This window comes from Mesorhizobium sp. B2-4-15, assembly GCF_006658505.1.
Lineage (GTDB): Bacteria > Pseudomonadota > Alphaproteobacteria > Rhizobiales > Rhizobiaceae > Mesorhizobium.
This window is the reverse complement of sequence record NZ_VFUZ01000018.1, coordinates 15,534-33,430: the sequence shown is the minus strand read 5'-3', so window position 1 is coordinate 33,430 and position 17,897 is coordinate 15,534. Positions and strand designations below refer to the sequence as shown.

Sequence of the window (17,897 nt, the reverse complement as noted above, 5' to 3'; positions counted from 1 at the left end):
GATGAAGACGGTCTGGCGCATCCTTCGCATTGTCCTCTACACGCTGCTGATCGTGGTCGCGGGCGCGATCGGTGCGCTGGTCGTGCTGACCAAGACCGAACGCGGACGCGACAATCTCGCAGGCATCATTTCGCGCCTGGCCTCGAGCGACGACCGCAAGGTCACCGTCAGCGGCATCGACGGCATATGGTCGGGCGCGCTCAGCGTCGACCATGTCGTGCTGGAGGACCGCGAGGGTGCCTGGTTGGTGGCGCGCAAAGTGGCGGTCGATTGGTCGCCGCTGGCGCTGCTGTCGAAAAACTTCAGCGCCGACCGCATCGCGGCCGACCGCATCGAATTGGCACGGCTGCCGGCGGCCAGCACCCAACAACCGCCCGCGCAGAGCGGCACGACGACGCTGCCTGTTTCCATTGATATCAAGCAGATCGACTTGCCCGAAATCGCGCTTGGCCAGGAGCTGGCCGGCAGCGGCATCGCCGAGCTTGCGGCGAAGGGATCGGTCAAGGCCGAAGCCGCGCCGCTGGCGGTCGAGACGGTGCTCAATGTTACCCGCCATGACGGCAAGCAAGGCAATGTCGACGCCAAGATCCACTTCGCGCCGGCAGACAACAGGCTTGACCTCGACCTCAAGGCTTCGGAGCCGGCCGGCGGCATCATCGCCAATCTGCTCAAGCTGCCCGATACGCCGCCCGTCGACATAGTCATCTCAGGCACCGGGCCGCTCGCCAACTGGAACGGCATAGCCACGTTCACCGTCGACGGCGAGATCGTCACCCAGCTGACGGGCCGCCACCAGTCGACCGACAAGGGCAGCCATGTCGAGGCCAAGGGTGACGGCGATTTCGCCCGCTTCCTGCCGGAGAATTTGAAGCCACTGTTTGCCGGCAAGACCAGCTTCGATGTCGCGGGCACCGCCACATCAGCCGGCGGTATCAGTGTCGACCGGGCCAATATCGACAGCGATGCCATGCACGGCACCGCCGCCGGCATCGTCGATCCCGCCGGGGCCAGCGATCTCTCGGTTCAACTCGCCGCCAAGGGCCCGCCGGTCGTGGTCAGCGTCGGCAGCAAGGCGCAACCGATCACGCTGGCGATCAAGAACGCCACCGCCCGTGCCTTTGGCGACGGCAAGGCCCCGATTATCGATATCGGCGCCTCCTTCGTTTCGATCGTCGCCGGCGGCACGCGGCTCGACGATCTGGCGGCGCAAATCCACTCCGACGGTTTCGACATCCAGAATCGGGCCGGGCCGGTTGCGGTCAAGCTGGAGGCTGGCGGCCTCAAAACCGACGTCGCGACGCTGGCGCCGCTGGTCACCGGCAAGGTCGACGTCGATCTGGCTGGCTCCGTCAGCAAGGACGCCATCACCATCGACCAAGGCACGCTGCGCTCCGATGCGCTCAACGCCTCGCTGACGGCGACGGTTGCGCTTGCCGACCTGTCGATGCAGCTCAAGATGAACGCCGACGCCGTGGCGACGGCCCTGCCGCAGCAGATCGCCTCGGTGCTCGGCGCACGGGTGAAGTTCTCGGCCGCCGCGACCCGCGATCCGCAGGGGGCGTTCGCCGCCAATTCGATCGAACTCACCTCCGGATCGCTTAGCGCCAGCGGCACCGCCAGCATGCACGGCACGGACATCCAGGCCGACATCAAGGGCAAATTGGGCAACGTTTCGGTGTTGTCGCCGACGGTCGGCGTGCCGGTTGCCGGCGGGGTCGATTTCGCGCTGTCGGCAAGCGGCGCCATGACGGCGCCCGATTTCACGGTCTCCGCCGACAGCGACAGCCTGACGGCCTCGGGCCGCACGGTGAAGGCGATCAAGCTGACGGCGAGCGGCAAGGCCGACATATCGAGCCCTTCCGCCAACGTCTTGCTGACCGGCGCCGTCAATGATCAGCCGCTGGACATCAAGGCGGCGCTGGTCACCAGCGAGGGCAAGCGTTCGATCAATGGCTTCCAGGTCTCGCTGGGTGACAACAAGGTGTCTGGCGACCTGGCGCTGGACGACAAATACATGCCTTTGGGCACGCTCACGCTTGCCGCTCACGCCATCGATCAACTGGCCGCGCTCGCCGGCCAGGCTGTGACCGGCGACATCAACGGCAGCATCGTCTTTGCCAAGGAGGGCGGCGCGCCCTCGGTGGCCATAGACGCCAAGAGCACATCGATCGCGCGCGGCGAGGTGACGGCCAAGACGATCGCCGTCAATGCGCTCATCGCCAACTATCTCGAGGCGCCGGCGATCTCGGGCACCATCAAGGCCAATACGGTCACTTCGGGCACCACCGAAATCAGTGGCCTCGGCGTCGACCTGAAACGCGACGGCGACTGGACCAATTTCACCGGCGGCGCCTCCATAGCGGGCATTCCGGCGACCGCCGCCGGGCGGGTGAAGATCGCCGATGGGACCACCAGTGTGGAGATCGCCTCGGGCGAGGCCACGGTTCGCGGCATCAAGATGGCGATCGCCAAGCCCTCGTCGCTGACCATCGCCAATGGTACGACTAACATCGAGAAGCTCGCGCTCGATATCGGTGGCGGCTCGGTGACGCTGTCGGGCAGCGCCGGCCAGACGCTCGATCTCGCGGCACAATTCTCGGCGCTGCCGGCGGCCCTTGCCAATGAATTTTCGCCCGGCCTCGATGCCGCGGGCACGCTCAGTGGCATCGCGCAAGTGACCGGAACGCCGGCTGCTCCGGAGGTCCGGTTCAACGCGCAACTCGCCGGTGTTGAATCCAGCCAGACGCGCCAGGCCGGGCTCGGGCCGCTCGCCGTCGATGCGGCGGGTGGCTACACGATGGCCGGCGGTGTCATCCTCGACCACGCCACGCTCTCCGGCGACAAGATTTCCGGCCAGGCCGCCGGCACCATCAATCCGAACGGCCCCAGCGATTTCGCGCTCGACCTCACCTCATCCGGCCCCAGCCTGCCGCTGACGGTTGGAAGCGCGCAGAGCCCGGTCAAGATCGAGGTCCGGTCATTGTCGGCCAAAATCGCGGGCGAAAGCACGCATGCCCGGCTGGACCTTTCCGCGATCCTGCCCTCGGTCACGACCAGCCCGGCGAAAGTGGACGGGCTTGCGGTGGCACTGCATTCGGATGCGTTCGATCTCAAGAACCGCGCCGGACCGGTTTCCGGCACGGTATCGGTGGACAAGGTGGGTCTCGAGAATGCCACGATCGCACCGCTGATCGCCGGCAAGGTTACTGCCGCGCTCAGCGGGCGCCTGACAGCCGATGCCGTGGCCATCGACAGCGGCTCTCTCAAGAGCGAGGCGCTCAACAGCCAGGTCGCTGGCCAGGTATCGCTGCGTGACGGTGCCATCGATCTCAAGCTGAATGCGGATGCCCCATCATCGGCCTTGCCGGCGGCGGCACGCGGCATGCTCGGCGAACGCGCGCAGTTGAGCGCCACGCTGAAGCGCGATCCCAATGGTGCTATTAACGTCGATGGATTGAAGCTGATCTCCGGCGCGCTGAGCGCCGAGGGACAGGCAAGCCTAGCCGACAACAAGGTGGCCGCCGGCATCAAGGGCGCGTTGAGCGACATCTCGCTGCTGTCGAAGGATGCCAGGGGCGCCATTGCCTTCGCGTTGAATGCACAGGGGCCGGCCACCGCCCCCGACCTGTCGCTGACCGTCGACAGCGACAAGCTGTCGGTGGCGTCGCGCGACATCACCGGGCTGAGGCTGACCGCCACCGGCAAGGCGGATGCCGCCAACCCGGCGGCGAATGTGCGGCTGACCGGCAATGTCGCGGGACAGGCCTTGCAAGGCAGCGCCGTGCTCGCGACCGCGGACGGCAGGAGCGCCGTCAACGGCCTGCTTCTGTCGCTGGGTCAGAACAAGATCTCCGGCGATCTGGCGCTGGACGACAAGTTCGTGCCTGAAGGCACGATCTCGCTCGACCTGCCCGACATCGGGCCACTGGCCGCGCTGGCGCTGGAAAAGGCCGAAGGCGACGTGCGCGGCACGATCGCCTTTTCGAAGAACGGCACGGCACCCCAGCTCGCCATCAAGGCGGCCAGCGCCTCGATCACGCGCGGCGACCTCCAGGCGAAAACCGTTTCCATCGATGCGCTGATCGCCAACTATCTCGCGGCGCCGGTGATCTCGGGAAAGATCCATGCCGACACCGTCATATCGGGCGGCACGGTGATCAGCGGCATCGACGTCGATCTGAAGCGCGATGGCGACTGGACCGGCTTCTCCGGCGGTGCCACGGTCAAGGGCATTCCGGCCAAGGCGGCTGGCCGGGTGAAAGTCGCCAACGGCACGACGACCATCGAACTTGCCTCGGGCCAGGCGACTGTCCAGGGAATCCAGGCCGCCATCGCCCAAGCGTCCACCGTCAGCATCGCCAATGGCATCACGACGCTGGACAGGCTGGTGCTAAACCTTGGCGGCGGCACGGCGACGGTGACGGGCAAGGTCGGGCAGACGCTCGACATCAATGCCACGCTGGCCAAGGTGCCGATGTCGCTCGCCAACAGTTTTTCGCGCGGCCTCGATGCGGCGGGTTCGATTTCGGGCACGGTGAAGGTGACCGGTGCGCCGGCGAGCCCGGCGGTTGCTTTCAACATTGACGCGGCTGGTGTGCAGACGTCGCAGACCCGCGGCGCCGGTGTCGGCGCGGTGAGCGTTTCCTCGTCCGGCACCTTTGCCGCCAACAAGCTGACCTTCAACGCCAATGTCAGCGACGGAGCCGGCCTTGGCCTCAAGGGCGGCGGCACGGTGACGACGACGGGCACGCCGGCGCTGGCGCTCGATTTCAATGGCGGCGTGCCCTTCGACATCCTCAGCCAGAAGCTTGCCGCGCAAGGCCTGTCGCTGACGGGAACCGCCAACGTCAATGTTCAAGTGCGCGGTCCCGCGACGTCGCCGGTCATCGGCGGCAGCGTCAACACTTCCGGCGCGCGGCTCGTCGATGCGCGCTCGGGCCTCGCGGTCAACGATATCGCCGCCAACGTCTCGATCGGGGGCGGCGTCGCCAGGATCAACCGGCTGACCGGAACATTGTCGACGCGCGGCAGTCTGTCGGCCAGCGGCACGGTCGGCATAAATCCGGCGCAAGGCTTCCCGGCCGACCTGTCGATAAAGCTCACCGACGGCCGCTATACGGACGGGCGTGTGGTGACCGCCAATCTTGGCGGCGACCTGACGATCAAGGGCCCGCTGACGTCGGCGCCGGCGATTGCCGGCACCGTCAACCTGGGCAAGACCGTCATCACCGTTCCCGACAAGCTGCCGGGCTCGCTTTCGGCGCTCGATGTCAAGCACAAGAACGCGCCGGGCGCGGTCAGGGCGCAGGACAAGGCGCTGCGGCCGGCGACGACGAGCGGTAAGAGCGGCGGCAGCGGCCTCGCACTGGACGTCACGGTCAACGCGCCGAATCAGATCTTCATCCAGGGCAGGGGTGTCGACGCCGAGCTTGGTGGCTCGCTGAGGCTGACCGGCCCGGCTTCGTCGCCGCAAGCGGTCGGTACCTTCACCCTGCAGCGCGGCCGGCTGTCGATCCTCGGCAAGCGGCTGACCTTCACCGAGGGCACGGTCGGCTTTTCCGGCTCGCTGGTGCCTTATCTCAACCTGACCGCGACAACGACCACCACCAGCGCCACCGTCACCATCGTGGTGTCGGGCGAGGCGACAAATCCGAAATTCACCTTCACTTCGGTGCCGGCGCTGCCCGAGGACGAGGTGCTGGCGCAACTGATCTTCGGCCGTTCGATGTCGAATCTGTCGCCGCTGCAGATCGCGCAACTGGCCGAAGCGGCGGGGCAACTGGCCGGTGTCGGCGGTTCGACGTCGTTGCTGGAGAATCTGCGCAGCGCCATCGGCGTCGACGATCTCGACGTCACCACCGACGACAAGGGCGGCACGGCGGTCTCGGCCGGTAAGTACCTGAACGACCGCACCTATGTGACCATCCAGAGGGGCGACAAGCCGGGATCGGGCAAGGCGGCCATCGACCTCAATGTCGGGCGCGGCGTCAAATTGCGGGGCGAGGCGACGGATGCCGGCGAGGCCAAGGGCGGCATCTTCTACGAAAAGGAATATTGAGGGGTCTGGCCCTCACCATGGCCGGGGCTGGCGCTGTCGTAACCTGTGTAAATGTCTCAGTTTAATGGCCCGAAGAGATTTTGGCGAAATCTGGGCGCACTAGCAATTTTGCGCCAAGACTGTCGTTATCGCGCGAACCGCTCTCTTTCCAAAGTTGCACATTCGCTAACATGTTCCCATTCCATGCCGTCTTTGACATCACGGCCCGGATGCGGAATGTTAATCGGCGGAAAGCCAACAATGGGAGTTAATCATGACAATTTATAAGAGCAACGGCGACAGCGTTCCGGACCACATCCTGGCGATGGCCGAAGAAGCCAAATCGGGCAAGGTGGACCGCCGCGAATTCCTGGCGCTCGCCAGCATCTTCGGCGCTTCGACCGCCATGGCCTATGGCCTGCTCGGCCTTGCCGCGCCGACACCGGCCAAGGCCGAGGACGTGCAGGGCAAGAAGGGTGGCGTGATCAAGGTCGCCATGTCCGTCAAGGATCCCAAGGATCCGCGCACGGCCGACTGGTCGGAGATCGCCAATGCCGAACGCCAAGCGCTGGAGCCCCTGGTGAAGTACACCCACCAGTACACGTTCGCGCCGTATCTGCTGGCAAGCTGGGACATCAATGACGACGCCACCGAGTACACGCTGCATGTGCGGCCTGGTGTCGAGTGGAACAATGGCGACAAGTTCACCGCCGACGACGTCATCTACAATTTCACCCGCTGGGCCGACAAGGCCGCGGAAGGCAATTCGATGCCGGGCCGCCTCGGCAGCCTCGTCGACGAGAAGACCAAGAAGCTGAGCGAAGGATCGATCGTCAAGGTCGACGACATGACCGTCAAGCTGAAGCTCAGCAAGCCCGACATCGCGCTTATCGCCAACCTGACCGACTATCCGGCACTCGTCGTGCACAAGACCTTCGATGCGAAGGGCGCCAACTTCAAGAACTGCCCGATCGGCACCGGCCCGTTTGAGCTCGTGTCCTACGATGTCGGCCAGAAGGTGGTCTACAAGCGCCGCGAGACCGGCAAGTGGTGGCAGGGCGAAGTCTTCCTCGACGGCGTCGAGTTCATCGACTACGGCACCGATCCGGCCGCGACGGTTTCGGCCTTTGAGTCGGGCGAAGTACAGACCAACCACGAGACGACCGCCGACTACGTCAAGATCATCGAAGGCGTCGGCGCTCCGGTTTCGGAAGTGGTGACGGCGGCGACCGTGGTGTCGCGCTTCAACGTCAACGCCAAGCCCTATGGCGACCAGAAGGTACGTCAGGCGATGTGCCTGGCCGTCGACAATTCCGTGGTGCTGCAGCTCGGCTACGGCAATGCCGGCACGCCGGCTGAAAACCACCATGTCGCACCGATCCATCCGGAATATGTCAAGCTGCCGGAGATCAAGCGCGATATCGCCAAGGCCAAGCAGATGCTGACGGAAGCCGGCGTGATCGATTTCGAGCACGAGCTGATCAGCAACGACGAGGACTACCACAAGAACACCACCGACGCGATCGCGGCCCAGCTGCGCGAAGCCGGCATCAAGGTGAAGCGCACCGTGCTGCCGAGCTCGACCTTCTGGAACGACTGGACGAAATACCCGTTCTCGGAAACCAACTGGAACATGCGCCCGCTGGGCATCCAGGTCATCGCCATCGCCTATCGCTCTGGCGAGGCCTGGAACGAGACGGCCTATGCCAATCCGGAGTTCGACAAGAAGGTGGGCGAGGCGCTTGGCATCGCCGATGCAGAAAAGCGCAAGGTGGTGATGAAGGACATCGAGCAGACGCTGCAGGATTCCGGCATCATCATCCAGCCGTACTGGCGTAAGCTCTACATCAACATCAAGCCCGAAGTTAAGAACCACTCGATGCACCCCACCTACGAGCACGATTTCGGCAAGGTCTGGCTCGATCAGGCGTGACCCACGGCTTGAGGAATGCGAGGGGCGACCGCCCCTCGTTTCCGCAGGATCGTCGCCGTTGCCTTGGCTGCAGCGGCGACGTGACGTCACAAGGTTTTCGACACAGGGTTGACCATATCTGACCCCAACCCGGCCGGCAGGGGGCACAAATGTTCTCATTCATCGCCAGACGCATCGGTACGATTCTGCTCACGATGCTGTGCCTGACGCTGGTCGTCTTCTTCCTCGTCAATCTCGAACCCAACCTGAAGAAGCTGGCGATCAGCCAGACTGAAATGCACACATCGGCCGAGCAGCTCGAGAGCTGGCTGGTCAACCATGGCTACCGCCAGAACTTCTTCGTGCGCTACGGCCAGTGGCTTGGCATCGTACCCAAGCAGCCGATCACCGATCCGGCGACCGGAAAGACCACGCAGCGTTTCTCCTTCTGCAATGACCCGGCCGTGCCGACATTATCCGGCGTGATCGAAGGTGATTTCGGTTGCTCGACAAAGTTCAAGACCACCGTCGCGGCCAAGCTGTTCCCGGCGCTCGGCGCCACCGGCATTCTGATGCTCTGCGTGCTGGGGGTGATGGTGCCAGTCTCGCTGCTGGTCGGCATCCTTGCCGGCATGCGGGAGGGGTCGCGCACCGATCGTGCGCTGTCGGTCGCCTCGATCGCCTCGACGGCGACGCCTGAATATGTGTCTGGCGTCATCTTCACCGTCATCTTTGCCTCCTGGCTCGGCTGGCTGAACGGGTCGGCAGCGTCAGCGAGCCAGGGCATCACCTTCTATAACTTCACGCTCCCGGTGATCACGCTCGCCATCTACGGCATCGGCTACATCGCCCGCATGACGCGCGCCTCGATGGTCGAGGTGATGACGCAGCAATATATCCGCACCGCACGATTGAAGGGCCTTTCGTTCGGCAGCGTGGTGGTCAAGCACGCGCTGCGCAATGCGCTGATCGCACCCTTCACCGTCATCATGCTGCAGTTCCCGTGGCTGCTCACCGGCGTTGTTATCGTCGAGGTGATGTTCCGCTACCAGGGCTTCGGCTACACGCTGGTCGAGGCCGCCGGCAACAACGACATCGATCTTCTGCTCGGCTGCTCGCTGGTCTCGGTGTTCATCGTCCTGATCACGCAGCTTATTTCCGACGTCGGCTACGCGTTCCTCAATCCGCGCATCCGGGTTCAGTAGGGGAGACGGCGCATGCAAACCCAATATATCAGCGGCTCCGCCATCATCCTCGAAGTGCTCTGGCGCTTCTGGCCGGTCTGGGTCGCGCTCGCCATCGTCATGGGCGCGAGCTTCCTCTACAAGAAGAAGCTGGCGCTCTACGGCCAATTGTTCGACAGCGGCGTCGGCATGGCGGGCGTCTTTATCTGCCTGTTCTGGCTGTTCACCGCGATCTTCGCCTCGACCATCTCGCCTTTCGATCCGCTCGGCCAGATCCCGATCATGAAGGACACGCTGCCGGGCGCCATCGAACCGCAATCGGGGCTCGTCTATCTGTTCGGCGGCGACAAGCTGGCGCGCGACGTCTTTTCGCGAATGGTCTATGGCAGCCAGATCGTGTTGATCATCGCGCCCGCGGCGACCGGTTTCGCGCTCATGGTCGGCATCACGCTCGGCCTGCCGGCCGGCTATTACGGTGGCAAGATCGATTCGATCCTGTCGTTCCTGGCCAATCTCGTGCTGGCCTTCCCGGTGATCCTGCTGTTCTACCTGCTGGTGACGCCGGGCATCATGGACACGCCGATCCCCTATGCGCTCGCCGGCGTCTTCTTCCTGTTCCCGATCATCTTCTTCTGCGTGCTGTTCTGGACACGCTTCAAGAACCGGCCGGACCGGATCTACATCCTGCTCGGGCTTACGCTTATCATTGGTGGCTGGATCTATATCGGCCTTGTCTTCGACAGGGATCCGCTGAAGATCGTCCATATCGATCCCAACCAGCTCAACATCTTCGTGGCGGTGGTGTTCGCCTCCAGCCCCGGCGTGTTCCGCATCGTGCGCGGCCTGACCATGGACATCAAGACGCGCGACTATGTGGCGGCGGCGCAGACTCGCGGTGAATCGCCCTGGTACATCATGCTTTGGGAGATCCTGCCCAATGCGCGCGGACCGCTGATCGTCGACGCCTGCCTGCGCATCGGCTACACTACGATCCTGCTCGGCACGCTGGGCTATTTCGGCCTGGGCCTGGCGCCCGAGAGCCCGGACTGGGGCACGGCGATCAAGGACGCCAGCCGGCTGCTGCGCTCCTTCATCCACCCGGCACTGCCGCCGACGATCGCGCTGATGTCGTTCGTGCTGGGGTTGAATTTGCTGGCCGATTCCCTGCGTGAGCAATCGATGAAGGATTGATGGCGGGGTTCTTGACCCTAATTGCCCAGAGCATGATCCCGAAAGTGGCATCCGGTTTTCGGGATCATGCTTAAACGGAAGAACCAAGGATTGGAGCGACCCATGAACGAGGCAGTTCGAAATCCGGCCAAGCCGACCAATGGGCCGACCAATGGGCCGATCATCGAGATCGAAAACCTGTCGATCTCCTTCTTCACCCGCAAGGGCGAGATACCGGCCGTGATGGACTTTTCCTGCACGGTCATGCCCGGCGAGGCGATGGGCATCGTGGGCGAATCCGGCTGCGGCAAGTCGACCGTGTCGCTCGGCATCATGCGCGATCTCTCCAACATCGGGAGGATCGTCGGCGGCAGGATCAAGTTCCAGGGCAAGGACATGGGCGAGCTCTCCGAGGACGAACTTCGTTCGATCCGCGGCAACAAGATCGCCATGATCTACCAGGAGCCGATGGCCAGCCTCAATCCGGCGATGAAGATCGGCCAGCAGCTGATGGAAGTGCCGCTGATCCACGACAAGGTGTCGAAGGAAGAGGCCCATAGGCGCGCGCTCGAAATGGTGCGCTCGGTCAAGCTTCCGGACCCTGAGCGCATGATGCGCTCCTATCCGCACCAGCTGTCAGGCGGCCAGCAGCAGCGCATCGTCATCGCCATGGCGCTGCTGTCGAAGCCGGCACTGCTTCTTCTCGACGAGCCGACCACGGCGCTCGACGTGACGGTGGAGGCGGGCATCGTCGAACTGGTCAAGGGGCTGGGCGAGAAGTTCGGCACCTCGATGATCTTCGTGTCGCACAATCTCGGCCTCATCCTCGAGACCTGCGACCGCATCACGGTGATGTATTCGGGCGAGGCGGTCGAGACCGGCAAGATCAAGGACGTGTTCGACCGGATGCGCCATCCCTACACGCAGGGGCTGTTCCGCTCGATCCCGCTGCCAGGCGCGGACAAGAACTCGCGGCCGCTTATCTCGATCCCCGGCCAGTTGCCGCTGCCGCATGAGCGGCCGAAGGGCTGCAATTTCGGCCCGCGCTGCCACCATTTCGTCGAGGGCGTCTGCAATGCCGCCGAAATCCCGATGGTCGAGGTCGCGGGACATGAAGGCCATTTCTCGCGCTGCGTGCGCTTCAACGAGATCGACTGGGAAGCGCTGCCGCCCGGTGCCAAGAAGGTCAACGAAAAGGTCGTGCCCGGCGCCCCCGTGCTCAAGATCGAGGACCTCAGGAAATACTACAAGGTTGGCGGCAGCGAGGTGTTCGGCTCGAGCGAAGGCCGCGTCGTGAAGGCCAACGAGACGATCTCGTTCACGGCGCGTGAATCCGAAACGGTCGCCATTGTCGGCGAATCCGGCTGCGGAAAATCGACGCTGGCCAAGGTGCTGCTCGGGCTTGAGACGGCAAGCTCTGGCAGTGTCAAGCTCGGCAACAAGGAAATCCAGTCGACCGGCATCGAGAGCCGCAGCGTCGATACGGTGTCGTCGATCCAGATGGTGTTCCAGAACCCGTTCGACACGCTCAACCCCAGCCATTCGGTCGGAGCACAGATCATCCGCACGCTGGAGAAATTCAAGGTCGGCAAGACGGTCGCCGACCGGCGCAAGCGCATGCTAGAACTGCTCGACCTGGTGAAGCTGCCGCGTGCCTTCGAGACGCGCAAGCCGCGCCAGCTTTCGGGCGGCCAGAAGCAGCGCATCGGCGTGGCGCGCGCCTTTGCCGGCGACGCCAAGGTGGTGGTGGCGGACGAGCCTGTGTCGGCGCTCGACGTGTCGGTGCAGGCGGCCGTAACCGAGCTGCTGATGGACATCCAGCGCAAGAACAAGACGACGATGCTGTTCATCAGCCACGACCTGTCCGTCGTGCGCTACATCGCCGACCGCGTCGTCGTCATGTATCTCGGCTACATCGTCGAGCAGGGCACGACCGATCAGATCTTCGCGCCGCCTTACCACCCCTATACCGAGGCGCTTCTGTCGGCGATCCCGATCGCGGACACCAGCGTGATCAAGAAGCACATCGTGCTCGAAGGCGACATCCCCTCGGCGATGAACCCGCCATCCGGCTGTCCTTTCCAGACACGCTGCGGCTACAAGAAGCTGGTGCCGGACAATCTGTGCGAGACCAAGGTGCCGCCGGTCAAAAACCTCGGCGACGGCCATATGAGCCTGTGCTGGCTCTCCGACGACGTGCTGGCGAAGATGGAGCCGGTGATCAAGTTCGACAAGGACCATGCCGCCCAGGAGGGTGTGCCGGACGATGCGCCGCATGGTGCCGGCCCCGGCTTTGCCGGCACCCAGCCCAGCCGGCCGCATGGCAAGACGGGAAGTTTGGAGGCTGACCAAATCGGAGAGGCCGTCGAGGAAAGCGAGGCTGCCATGCGAGCCCGTCGTCACGAAGTCCGCGACGAGGTTTCGGAAACCGGGGTTTCAAAGCCTGACGATACGACAAGGCGGCATTGAGCGAGAGCGGTTCAGCGTTTGATGGAATGTTGACCCGCTATAGATCTTTGTCTTACGCAATTCCGGACGGAAAACCGCCGCGCACTTTCCTGGAATTGCTCCTGGCGGCGCGTCAGCTGCCGCATTGCCTCAGCTGTTCGGCATAGTCGCGGGCCATCTTGTCGGTGGCCCGGGCGTAGCTCTGCACACCGGCGTCGCCACGGTTGCCGCGACCGTAGGCGGTCCAGCCGAGATAGTAGGCGAGGTAGAGGTTGTAGGTGTCGTTGCGGGCGACGCCGTAGCTATCGGCTGTCTTGGAGTGGTACCAGCCGACGAAATCGACGGCATCGGCGAACTTGGTCCGCCGCGCCGCCCAATTGCCGGTTTCGTTCTGATATTGCGACCAGGTGCCGTCCAGCGCCTGCGAGAAGCCGGTGGCTGACGAGACGTGCTTCCATGGGATGAAGCCGAGCAGCTTGGTGCGCGGCGGCCTTGCGTTGCTCTTGAAGCCGGATTCCTTGCGCACGGTCGCCATCAGCACAGGGACCGGCACGCCGTATTTCTGCGAGGTGCGCTCGGCGGCCGACTGCCAATTGTCGAACCAGCCATCATTCTGGTCGAAGACAGCGCACACATTGTTGATATGGCTGGGCGCGGTCGCGCAGGCCGAAAGTGCCAGCAACACACCAACCGCTACAATTTTACTAAAACTCGACCTGCGCATTGGATGAGCAATAGGCCGAAATCATAAAAGGAATCTTGCTGCGTCCGTTAATGCTTCGTCGGCACGGGCGCGTGAAAAAATGCCGTAGGGATATTCCGACGTCAGTTGTCGCTTTTTATAAAACGATGCTGCATGGATGCCGCCTTGGCTAAAATCACGCCTGTAAATGACGTATTTCTGAAAGCTCGCCCGGTTTGCCGAGGCTTTGATGTCGGGCATGAACGAGCCAAGACGCAAGCGCGGCGCCGAGCGCACCAGCAACAGGGGGCCAGCGCCCATTCCGCAACTGCCGCCCCGGCGGGTGAGGAATCCCTATCCGCCGATGGCGTTGCTGTCCGCCGACCAGATCGAGGCAATCCACCAGGCGTCGATGCACGTCCTGGAGAATTTCGGCATCGAGGTAATGAGCCCGCGGGCGCTGTCGCTGTTCGAGAAGGCTGGCGCCAAGGTCGATCACGCAACGGCCAATGTCCGTATCGATCGCAGCATGGTCGACGAGGCGCTGAAGACGACGCGGTCCAGCTACCGCCTAACACCGCGCAACCCAGCCAATACGGTCCATCTTGGCGGCAACACCATCAATTTCACGCTTGTTGCCGGGCCGCCCAATGTGCACGACATGGAGCGTGGCCGGCGCGCGGGCAATCTGCGCGATTATGCCGACCTCACCCGGCTGGCGCAGCATTTCAACTGCGTCCACATGCTCGGCAACCAGGTCTGCGCGCCGGTCGAACTGCCGGCCAATTCGCGCCACCTCGATACCTATTTCACCAATCTGACGCTGACCGACAAAAGTTTCCATGTCTCGGCGATCGGCCGGGGCAGGGCGCTGGACGGCATCGAGATGATGGCGATCGCGCGCGGGCTGACGCTGGACCAGATGCGCGACGATCCCGGCATCGCCACCATCATCTCGGTCAATTCGCCGCGCCGCTTCGACGAGATGATGGCCGAGGGGTTGATGACGATGGCCGAGTACGGCCAGTCGGTGGCGGTGACGCCCTTCACGCTGATGGGGGCGATGAGCCCGGTGACGCTGGCGGGCGCGCTGGCGCAGCAGAATGCCGAGGCGCTGTTCGGCGTGGTGTTGACGCAGCTGGTACGGCCCGGCGCACCGGTCATGTATGGCGCCTTCACTTCCAATGTCGACATGAAGTCGGGTGCGCCGGCCTTCGGCACGCCGGAGAACACCAAGGCCAATATTGCATCGGGACAACTGGCCCGGCGCTACGGGCTGCCGTACCGGACGACACCAGGATCGGCCTCCAACGCCGCCGATGCGCAAGGCGCTTACGAGACGCTGATGGCGCTCTGGGGCGCGGTGCTCGGCCACGGCAATCTCGTCTACCATGCAGCAGGCTGGCAGGAGGGCGGGCTGACGGCGTCCTTCGAAAAGTTCATCATCGATGTCGAGATGATCCAGCACATGATGGAGTTCCTGCGCCCGATCGTGGTCGACGAGGCCGAGCTTGCCGTCGAGGCGCTGGGGGCAGTGCCGACCGGCGGCCATTTCTTCGGCGAGCCGCATACGCTGGAGCGTTATGCCACCGCCTTCTACCAGCCGATGCTGTCCAACTGGCAGAATTACGAGGCCTGGCAGGAGGCCGGCGGCCTCGACGCCACCGCGCGCGCGACGCGGCTGTGGAAGAAGGCGCTGGAGGACTATGCCGAGCCGGCGATGGACATCGCCGTGCGCGAGGCGCTGGAGGCCTACATGGCGAAGCGGCGTGAGGCTATCGGGCAGGGCGAGCCGTGATGGTTTTCAAAGGTCGGCGCTGCCCCTCACCCTTACCCTCTCCCCGTGAAGAACGGGGAGAGGGGGGCGCTAACGTCGCAGCTTCTCCCTTCTCCCCGTCCCTATACGGGGAGAAGGTGCCGGCAGGCGGATGAGGGGCGGCGCCAACCTTTACGAATCCCAAATAGATCCCTCCCATCCTGAATCCGCTCATCCATCCAACTCACTGATATCAGAGAAAAATCCATGAAATCGCATGCAAAGGTCGTGGTCATTGGCGGCGGTGTCGTCGGGTGTTCCGTGCTGTTCCATCTTGCCCGCCACGGCTGGACCGACGTGGTGCTACTGGAACGCGACGAGCTGACCTCCGGCTCGACCTGGCACGCGGCGGGCGGCATGCATACGATCAATGGCGATCCCAACGTCGCCAAGCTGCAGAAATACACCATCAATCTCTACAAGGAGATCGAGGAACTCTCCGGCCAGGCGACCGGCGTGCACCTGACCGGCGGTGTGCTTCTCGCGGCGACCGAGGCGCGGCTGGACTGGCTGCGCGGTGTCGTCGCCAAGGGCCGCTATCTTGGCATCGACCTGGAAGTGATCTCGCCGAAAGAGGCGGCCGAACTGATGCCGCTGCTCGACCCCAAGCAGTTCGTCGGCGCCGTCCGCAACAAGGAGGACGGCCATCTCGACCCTTCGGGCGTGACGCACGCCTATGCAAAGGCCGCGCGCAAGCTCGGCGCCGAGGTCGAGCGCTTCACCAAGGTCGACGACATCGTGCGGCGGCCCGACGGGATGTGGCGCGTCATCACCAACAAGGGCCAGGTGGTGGCCGAGCATGTCGTCAATGCCGGCGGCCTGTGGGCACGCGAAGTCGGCCGCATGGTCGGGCTCGAACTGCCGGTGCTGGCCATGGAACACATGTACCTGATCACCGAGGACATGCCGGAGGTTGCCGACTGGAACGCCAAGACCGGCACCGAGATCATCCACGCGGTCGATTTCGACGGTGAGCTCTATCTGCGCCAGGAGCGCGGCGGCATGCTGATGGGGACCTATGAGAAGGCCAACAAGCCATGGTCCGAATACCAAACGCCATGGAATTTCGGCCATGAATTGCTGGGGCCGGACATCGACCGCATCGCACCGTCGCTGGAGGTCGGCTTCCGGCATTTCCCGGCCTTCCAGAACACCGGCATCAAGCAGATCATCAACGGGCCCTTCACCTTCGCGCCTGACGGCAACCCGCTGGTCGGGCCGGTGCGCGGCCTGCCGGGCTTTTGGGTCGCCTGCGGCGTGATGGCCGGCTTCAGCCAGGGCGGCGGCGTCGGCCTGGCGCTGTCCAACTGGATGATCGAGGGCGATCCCGGCGCCGATATCTGGGCGATGGATGTGGCGCGCTACGGCGACTGGGCGACGATGGCCTACACCAACGCCAAGGTGCGGGAGAACTATTCCAGGCGCTTCTCGATCCGCTTTCCCAATGAGGAATTGCCGGCCGGACGGCCGCTGAAGACAACTCCTGTCTACGACCTGTTGTCGGCCAGAGGCGCGCAATGGGGCGTCGCCTACGGGTTGGAAGTGCCGCTCTGGTATGCGCCGGAGGGCGTCAAGGACGAGTTCTCATGGCGCCGTTCGAGCGACTTCACCCATGTCGCCAGCGAGGTCGCGACAGTCCGCGGCGGCGTCGGCCTGTCGGAGATTTCGAGCTTCGCCAAATACAAGGTGACAGGGGAGGGCGCGGCGGCCTGGCTCGACAAGATGCTTGCATGCAAGCTGCCGAAGCCCGGCCGGATGACGCTGGCGCCGATGCTGAAGGAGGACGGCAGACTGATCGGCGATTTCACGCTGGCCAATCTCGGAGCCGATGGCTGGTTCCTCGCCGGCTCCGGCATTGCCGAGGAATACCACATGCGCTGGTTCGAGGCGCATCTGCCGAAGGACGGTTCGGTGCGCATCGAAGCGCTGGGAGCGAAACTCACCGGCCTTGCCATCGCCGGGCTGAAAGCGCGGGATGTGTTGGCCAAGGTCAGCCGAGCGGATGTCTCCAACGCTGCGTTTCCGTTCATGGCGGTGGCGAAAATGGATATCGGCATGGCGCCGTGCCTGGTTGGCCGCGTCAGCTACACCGGCGATCTCGGCTACGAGATCTGGGTGGCGCCGGAATATCAGCGTGCGGCGTTCCAGGCGCTGATGGCGGCGGGCGCGGAATTCGGCATCGGCCTGTTCGGTTCACGTGCCCTCAACGCGCTCAGGCTGGAGAAGAACTACGGCTCGTGGGGACGCGAATACAGGCCGATCTACGGGCCGCTGGAAGCCGGGCTCGACCGCTTCGTCGCCTATGGCAAGGAGGCCGATTTCATCGGCAAGGCGGCGGCACTCGCCGAGCGCAAGCAGGGCGGCAAGCTGCGCCTGCGCACTTTCATCGTCGAGGCCGACGACGCCGATGTCATCGGCGACGAGCCGATCTGGTTCGGCGGCACGGTGCGCGGCTGGGTGACGTCGGGCGGCTTCGCGCATCATTCCAAGAAATCCGTCGCCGTCGGTTACGTGCCGAAGGAGATCGCCGACGAGAGCGACGGGTTCGAAATCGAGTTGCTGGGCAAGCGGCATGTGGCGCGCATCCAGGCCACGCCACTGTTCGATGCGAATTTCGAGCGCATGCGGGGGTGAGGTTCACCCCCGCA

Annotated in this window: 9 protein-coding genes; 7 read left to right on the top strand and 2 right to left on the bottom strand. The window is 64.0% G+C overall.

Translation table 11 applies throughout. The features are described 5' to 3' along the window. Position 1: 1 nt before the first annotated feature. The 5 genes from FJ930_RS20605 (at position 2) to FJ930_RS20585 (ending at position 12,772) form a co-directional block, all read left to right on the top strand. Positions 2-6,058, top strand: coding sequence for a translocation/assembly module TamB domain-containing protein (locus FJ930_RS20605; RefSeq protein ID WP_141839894.1), 6,057 nt, complete (start codon positions 2-4; stop codon positions 6,056-6,058). 253 nt (positions 6,059-6,311) lie between these two features. Next, entirely contained in the window at positions 6,312-7,970 is a 1,659-nt protein-coding gene (locus FJ930_RS20600; RefSeq protein ID WP_141839893.1) for an ABC transporter substrate-binding protein, read from the top strand. A 149-nt stretch (positions 7,971-8,119) separates the two neighbouring features. Then, positions 8,120-9,154: an ABC transporter permease gene (locus FJ930_RS20595; protein WP_140747832.1), complete on the top strand. Its 1,035-nt coding sequence runs from the start codon at positions 8,120-8,122 to the stop codon at positions 9,152-9,154. A gap of 12 nt (positions 9,155-9,166) precedes the next feature. Beyond that, positions 9,167-10,324, top strand: a complete 1,158-nt coding sequence (locus FJ930_RS20590) for an ABC transporter permease (RefSeq protein ID WP_140747835.1) — start codon at positions 9,167-9,169, stop codon at positions 10,322-10,324. A 102-nt stretch (positions 10,325-10,426) separates the two neighbouring features. Then, the gene (locus tag FJ930_RS20585) at positions 10,427-12,772 is read left to right on the top strand and encodes an ABC transporter ATP-binding protein (RefSeq protein ID WP_141839892.1); all 2,346 of its coding nucleotides are present in this window, start codon (positions 10,427-10,429) and stop codon (positions 12,770-12,772) included. 112 nt (positions 12,773-12,884) lie between these two features. On the opposite strand, the gene FJ930_RS20580 is transcribed toward FJ930_RS20585, so the two are convergent. Together FJ930_RS20580 and FJ930_RS20575 are read right to left on the bottom strand one after the other, a co-directional pair. Beyond that, a complete protein-coding gene (locus FJ930_RS20580) occupies positions 12,885-13,475 on the bottom strand; it encodes a transglycosylase SLT domain-containing protein (protein WP_140747841.1) in 591 nt (196 codons plus the stop codon). A 21-nt stretch (positions 13,476-13,496) separates the two neighbouring features. Then, positions 13,497-13,694: a hypothetical protein gene (locus FJ930_RS20575; RefSeq protein ID WP_141839891.1), complete on the bottom strand. Its 198-nt coding sequence runs from the start codon at positions 13,692-13,694 to the stop codon at positions 13,497-13,499. Here FJ930_RS20575 and FJ930_RS20570 point away from each other — a divergent pair. Together FJ930_RS20570 and FJ930_RS20560 are read left to right on the top strand one after the other, a co-directional pair. Continuing rightward, a complete protein-coding gene (locus FJ930_RS20570) occupies positions 13,693-15,231 on the top strand; it encodes a trimethylamine methyltransferase family protein (RefSeq protein WP_141839890.1) in 1,539 nt (512 codons plus the stop codon). The genes FJ930_RS20575 and FJ930_RS20570 overlap by 2 nt on opposite strands. Positions 15,232-15,456: 225 nt before the next feature. Then, positions 15,457-17,883 carry an FAD-dependent oxidoreductase gene (locus tag FJ930_RS20560; RefSeq protein WP_141839888.1) on the top strand — a complete coding sequence of 809 codons (2,427 nt, stop codon included), beginning with the start codon at positions 15,457-15,459 and terminating at the stop codon, positions 17,881-17,883. Positions 17,884-17,897 lie beyond the last annotated feature (14 nt).